Source organism: uncultured Cyclobacterium sp. (assembly GCF_963976465.1).
In the GTDB taxonomy this organism is placed as follows: domain Bacteria; phylum Bacteroidota; class Bacteroidia; order Cytophagales; family Cyclobacteriaceae; genus Cyclobacterium.
In genome coordinates, this window is the sequence record NZ_CAXBOC010000351.1 from 1 (window position 1) to 6,277 (window position 6,277).

At 38.7% G+C, this 6,277-nt stretch carries 5 protein-coding genes; 2 read left to right on the forward strand and 3 right to left on the reverse strand.

The features are described 5' to 3' along the window. Positions 1–2,625 (reverse strand): PVC-type heme-binding CxxCH protein (locus AAC037_RS17505; protein ID WP_339904368.1); only part of this gene is annotated, 2,625 nt, incomplete at its 3' end. A gap of 1,069 nt (positions 2,626–3,694) precedes the next feature. Between AAC037_RS17505 and AAC037_RS17510 the strand changes: the two genes are divergently transcribed. Both AAC037_RS17510 and AAC037_RS17515 read left to right on the forward strand, forming a co-directional pair. Beyond that, on the forward strand, positions 3,695–3,943 hold the full coding sequence (locus AAC037_RS17510) for a hypothetical protein (protein WP_339904370.1): 249 nt from the start codon (positions 3,695–3,697) through the stop codon (positions 3,941–3,943). Positions 3,944–4,023: 80 nt separating this feature from the next. Beyond that, complete coding sequence (locus tag AAC037_RS17515) at positions 4,024–5,088, forward strand: BF3164 family lipoprotein (RefSeq protein ID WP_339904372.1); 1,065 nt, start codon at positions 4,024–4,026, stop codon at positions 5,086–5,088. Between the two features lie 249 nt (positions 5,089–5,337). Here the strand turns inward: AAC037_RS17515 and AAC037_RS17520 are convergent, their stop codons facing one another. Together AAC037_RS17520 and AAC037_RS17525 are read right to left on the reverse strand one after the other, a co-directional pair. Further along, a complete protein-coding gene (locus tag AAC037_RS17520; RefSeq protein ID WP_339904374.1) occupies positions 5,338–5,667 on the reverse strand; it encodes a type II toxin-antitoxin system RelE/ParE family toxin in 330 nt (109 codons plus the stop codon). After that, positions 5,657–5,857 (reverse strand): hypothetical protein, encoded by a 201-nt coding sequence (locus AAC037_RS17525; protein WP_014018228.1) that lies wholly within the window; start codon positions 5,855–5,857, stop codon positions 5,657–5,659. The genes AAC037_RS17520 and AAC037_RS17525 overlap by 11 nt, the downstream gene beginning before the upstream one ends. Positions 5,858–6,277 lie beyond the last annotated feature (420 nt).

Genomic DNA, 6,277 nt, shown 5'->3' on the forward strand with positions numbered 1-6,277 from the left:
TTTGGTCTTTTCTTCCGAAGTCAACAACTTACTGCTCGGCCATATTCTGTCAGCTCGTGTATTGATTTCCTCATCCTGGAGTAACCTGAATCGTCTGGCAAGGTGATACTCTACGTCATCGGGGCTTATGGTTTTGGGCTGTTCGATTTCATTGAAAAAGTCCACCGCCCATTCCTTTCTGCTGGCAAACAAAGAAATGGCAGCTTCCCTTACATAGACATTGTCCCTGAATCCCGGGTATGCCTTTGCCAACTGTTCACCAATTTCTTTTTGGTTGTAGGATTGCAAGGCATGAAGTGCTGTTTGCTTGATATTAGGAGAAGATTGGCCGTTTTTTACCAGATTCAAAAGATCAGGAACCACTTCATCCTGATTAATTTCTCCTAGGACCTGAATATAAGACAACCTTAATCCGATTTCCGCATCTGGATCTGAGATGATCTTTAATGCTTCTGCCAGTGCCTTCTCTTCCCTGCGCCGCAAAGCAAGGGTAAGCGGAGAGTCACCCAATTCCTTGTTATTTTTCTCTAATATTTTCAGCAAATTATCCGGAAGGGTTACCATCTCTCTTCCCAATAAACCTTCCTGTAGTCCTTCAATCAGTATTTTAACATGTTTGGATGAAGGTGCTTCTTCCAATAATTGGGTTGCCATGGCAAAGTTTTCCTCACCACCTTCCATGATGTACCGCTGCATTAATCTGCCTAGCAGTACCTTTTCCATAATTGGATGATTCCATATTTTATCATCGGCCATCATGGCCAATACCCCTTCTCTATCTGTTGTTGCTTTTTCTTCCAGAGCCCACCAGGTCAACAATGGAATATCAGGATCCTCGCTATCCCCATGGTTATTCAGTAAGTTTTCTATAAGTGAAAAAGTTTGGCTTGAAGGCAGTCGTTTGGCCGAAGCCATCAGTTGTGACCTCACCTCTGGATGTGACTCTTCCGCTGCAAGTTTTTGAAGTTCCTGGTACATGGCCGGGCTAAGGGATTGCTTGTCGCCCAACAGTCTTACTGTCCACATCCTTACAAAAGGATCCTTGTGATTCAATCCCATTTTACCCACTTCATCGCTTATGCCCGCTGTAAGGTTAATGGCCCAAAGAGCTTCCAATACTTCTTGTTCAGTCCCTGTCTGTAGCAATTTGATTAATAGCGGAAGAATACTTGGATCTTTCCGGTCGCCAAACTGCCTCAAGGCTTCCTGACGGAACCATTTGTTTTCATGAGAAAGCAATTGCACCAACTCCTCATTAGAATAGCTGCTTATATCAAAGGATTGAATGTGTTTGTCTCCATTCTTGGGGCCTAGCCTGTAGATTCTTCCACTGGTCTTGTGCCAGGTATCTCTTGGATCCACATGGGACAACCTGCTATCGTACCAGTCTGCAATGTAAATGGCACCATCAGGCCCTAATTTGATATCCACAGGTCTAAACCATTTATCCGTGGTGGACAAAACGATTTCCTTGTCCACATTTTCAAAAGAGGAACCCTTTTCAGTAAATGCCGTCAGCTGAATAAAATTATGCAAAGGATTGATCGCAAACATCAGGTCATTGTAATGGGCTGGCAAAGCAGCTCCCTCATACTTGATCAATGAATGGGTAAATCTTTTCTTCTCACCTTCCAAAGGCATATTGGGCAGGTAGCCAAAAGCATAAGGATTGGTTAAGGGCCCATGTTTGCCCCAGCTTTTGATATAGTAGGCTCCTTGTTTGTAGTAAGGGCCTCTGTCATAACCATTGGTCCCTGAAAACACTCTACCTTTCCGATCAAATTCCACATTGAAGGCATTGTTGCCTCCACCTTCGGAGAAAAGCTCAAAGACGTTGGTTTCCGGGTGGTAACGCCAAATCGCTTGGCCAAGGAAAGCCACATTTTTAGATACTTTGGAATTGATATTGGCGGTAGTCGTACTTCCCTGAGCGCCGTATAGCCAGCCATCCGGCCCCCACCTTAAGCTATTGGCAACCGCATGGGTATCTTCCAAGCCAAAACCTTCCAAATGCACTTCAGGGTCGCCTTCGGGTAATCCATCTTCATTCTCGTCTGCATAGGCCAATAAAAAAGGAGGACTTAACACCCAGATTTTCTTCCTTCCCAAGGCCACGCCTGTGGTGATATTTAAACCCGAGATGGCATCTGTACTTTTATCGTATTTGCCATCCCCATCCGTATCTTCAAAAAAGGTAATCCTATCTGCTCCTTTTGCTCCTGCCGGTGGGGGATCCAATTTTTTGTCAAACTTTACACGGGTATGGTTGTCAATGGCCTTGATTTTCAAACCTTTGGGGTAAGGGTATTGCTGGTATTGCACCACCCACATTCTCCCCTTATGGTCAAAACTAACCTGTATGGGCTGAACAATTTCAGGTTCTGAAAGCACCAGTTCCAGAGACAAATCTTCCGGAATAGTGAAATCCTTTAGCACATCTTCAGGAGCTGTAGGGGTTGCAAGGCTATCGGTCAATACACCTCTACCCTTGTAATTTTCCATGAAATTGGCCACGTCTTCATTGGCTGCAAGGTCCTTGATCCCTAATTCTGACTCTTTCTTACAAGCGAAAATAAGCAGGGGCAACAAAAACCAAATGGATCCCCTTAAATGTTTTAGATGCATAGTAGATTAAAATTGTACCACATGAGTCAATGGACCTGTATGTGCTATTGTTATATTTTATAATTGTATTGAACCCGAAATAGGCAATTGCTTTTCTAATACCAATTGCATTCACGGCCCTAAAAGAACCGGGATTTTCTAATCTAATCTGGAGTGAAATAAACAGCAATTAATTTAATCATATTTATACAAAAGACCTACAATAGACGCTTTTAGATCGGTTTAGGCATGCCTAAATTTGATAAACGGTCTGGACTAAAACCTTAGCCAAAAAATCAAGTTGCCGCAAAGTTATCATGAAGAAGATGCATCCATTATCAAAAGGATTGGAACCTGGGCAAAATACGCTTGGTTAAATCACCATTGCAAAAAGGAAATGTCTCTTACATTTTGGTTTTTCTATCTTACAATTGCGTTTTAGCAGCTTACATTTCTATTTTCCCACCTGCATTCGCGTTTTTCCCACTTACATTTCTATTTTTCCCGTCTACAATTGCGTTTTTCCGACTTACATTTCCGTTTTTCCCACCTACAATTACGTTTTCCCCACTTACATTTCCATTTTAGCAACCTACAATTCCGTTTTAGCAGCTTACAATTGCATTTTATCCAATTACATTTTCATTTTAGAGGATTACAATAATATTATATAAATACAAACTTGCATTTTTACAACCTATCTATACGCTTAATTATCCCCACCAGGAGTAGATGGCATCTACTCTTTATTGCCTTTAGCGTAATAATAATTCGTTTACTATGCCTGGGCGAAGTTAAAAATTGTAGAAAAAAGAGATTTTACTTTACCAACCTCAGAAATAGTTTACAGTATTAGTTTTGTTGATTATTTAAACACGCTTACTTAAATCCAGTCCTAAAGCAAAAAGTTTCAGAGTCAAATAAAATACTGGCATTACCTAAAAACACAATATATGCTTAATCAAAGATAAAAATTTACTTTTATTTGTTTATATTTAACAAAATAGTTGCAACTATCATTTTTATTTTTTCAATTTAACTGCCGTTTAATTAATGTTTTATATAAACCCAGATTAATAGGAAAAAATGGTTGAAAAATTCAAAGAAATTAATGGCGGCTTTTGGCGCAGTAGCTTTTATGCTAGTCGCCGGCTGGCAGTTTGGTGTAAGTGAGGCGGAAGCACCATTTTCGGAAAAGGAAGTGGCTTTGGAGAAGGCGATTGCAGGGAGTGGAGCTTATGGAGGAGTTTGTTGTAAAGACAATACAACCTGCCCTCATCCTATAGGTTTAATTTTCGGTGAATCAATCTGGAAAAGCGGTCAAACTTACTGCGATTAATTTTATACTATTAAAAAAGGAATTGTAGGTGTAGAACCTACAATTCCTTTTTAAATCTTTTTCAATGTTTAAAAAATAATATGAACAATAAGTTATTTCTTATAATTGGATTATTTGCTTTATGCATTTCTTGTTCTCCTTCTATTGAGGAAAACAAAAATGAAAAAATAGTGATTTTCGATGAGAAAGACCTTCCTCCTGCTATTGCGCTAAAAGGGAAAAAATACAATTTCACTGAGTTTCTAGACCCAAAGAGAATTTTATGTGTCGGTGATTTTTTAGTCGTGAGTGAAAAGTCCAATGGGGATCTTTTACATATTCTGGACATGAAATCAGAAAAACACATACGCAGTACAGGTAAAAATGGCTTTGGTCCTGGAGAGGCCACTATGGCATGGACGCTCGAGAGAGGCGCTGAGAACGGGAGTTTCTGGACTTACGATCTGGAACAAAAAATTGCTTCAATGTATGCGATTAATGACACAAGTAAATTGGCTCAAAAGCAGTTGAGATTGGGAGAAATTTTCTATTACATTATGGAAATGACTTGGGCATCTGATACAAGTATAATGGCATCAATGGTAGATGGTAATGATAAATATTTTGAAATTTCACTTCAAGGAGATACGTTAGCCACTTACGGCACTTGGGACAGTATGATCGATCGCAAAGATATTCCCTTCAATGTGATCAGCAGCATCCATCAAGGAAGCATTAAGGCATCCCCAGATAAAAGTAAGTTTATTATAGCTGGGAGACTTAGAGATTATATTGATGTATTGGATAAAAGTTCTGGAAAAATTCTTTCCATCAGGGGGCCTATAAATGAAATTCCTGAATTTGAAGTAGATTACAGCCAAGGATATCCTATGGCATCTATAATTTCAAGTCGAAGAATTTATTTTGGAAGCTACGCAGGAAAAAGTTTGATTTATGCGCTCTATGTTGGTAAGGATTATAAACAAATAAGCAATCCAGATAAGTTGAACAAGGTATTTGTTTTTGATTATCAAGGTAATATTCAGAACAATTATGAATTAGACTATCAACTTTCAGAATTCACTGTAGACGAAGATAATGGAATCATCTATGGACTCACCGTAGATGCGGAGCCCAATGTTGTTGCTTTTAAAATTCCTGATTAAGCATGTGAATTAAAACAAATTTGATTCTAGGCCAATCCTTGTTGAAAGCGATACCTTACCGTCACTTGCTAGGAGTAGATTGCATCTACTCCTTATTATCAAAAGAAAAGTAAATCTAGAAGACAATCTGTTGCTTAAAAGAATTGATAAAACCCTGTTCAACTCTCTGAGAGGATGAACTTTAAGGTGCAAAATATTTGAAAAAATCAATGCGCCACTTTGGATTTCAACCTAAAGATTTCTGCTAATTTACAACCCAGCATTATTGATCAATTCGATGATCTGTTCCTTGGTCAGATTTTCGAGCTGGCTCTTATCATAGATGTGCAACAAATAAACTTCCCTGTCTTCGATCATAATAAAGGTGATTACTCTCGCTCCTCCAGACTTCCCTTTATTCTTTGAAGATATCTTCATCCGAATTTTATATAGATTATGTCCAAGACGAATACCTAATGCAGGATTTTCAACCAGGTTTTCAATCAGATGTTGTAAGTCGGTTTTTAGGGAAGGATACTTTTTGACTAGTTTTTTAACCAGCTTTTTAAATTCAGGCGTAGGGATTACCTTATAACTCATTGAGGAAGTCTTCGGTCGATTGCTTGGGTAGTTTTCCTTCCTTCATTAGTTTTACTTGTATCAGGCTATTTTGCAGTTCTTCCAATGCCTTTTCTTCGCCATCTTCCACCTTCACATAATCCAGGGTTTTGATGAACTCCAGGAAAACTTCGAATTTATTGTCTGCGATATTGATCGTTAGCTGCTTCATGTTATAATAATCCTTTGGCTTTATAGCTTCCCTTAACTAGTATTGATAAACGAGCATATAAACAATAATGTTATCCAACGAAAATAGTTAAAAAACGCTAGAATCGAAAATAGAAATTCAATAGTCATCCATTTAAGAACATCCCAAAAGTTAAATCAGACAAATAAGTAGGTGGTACAAGATTTAATTACAACTTGATTGAACCATGAACTGAAATAACTATTTGCAATCAAACCCTGACTCTATGCTAGGAGTAGATTGCATCTACCTCTGGACTTGATTCAAACTATAACCAGGAAAACCTGGTACCAGCTTAACCCAAATGCAAACCATGGAGAAATGTTACATTTTGGCGGTAACTTGAATGATTTTGTCAGCATTGTTGCAGAAAAAAAAGCAACAATACCGCCAAAATCAAGG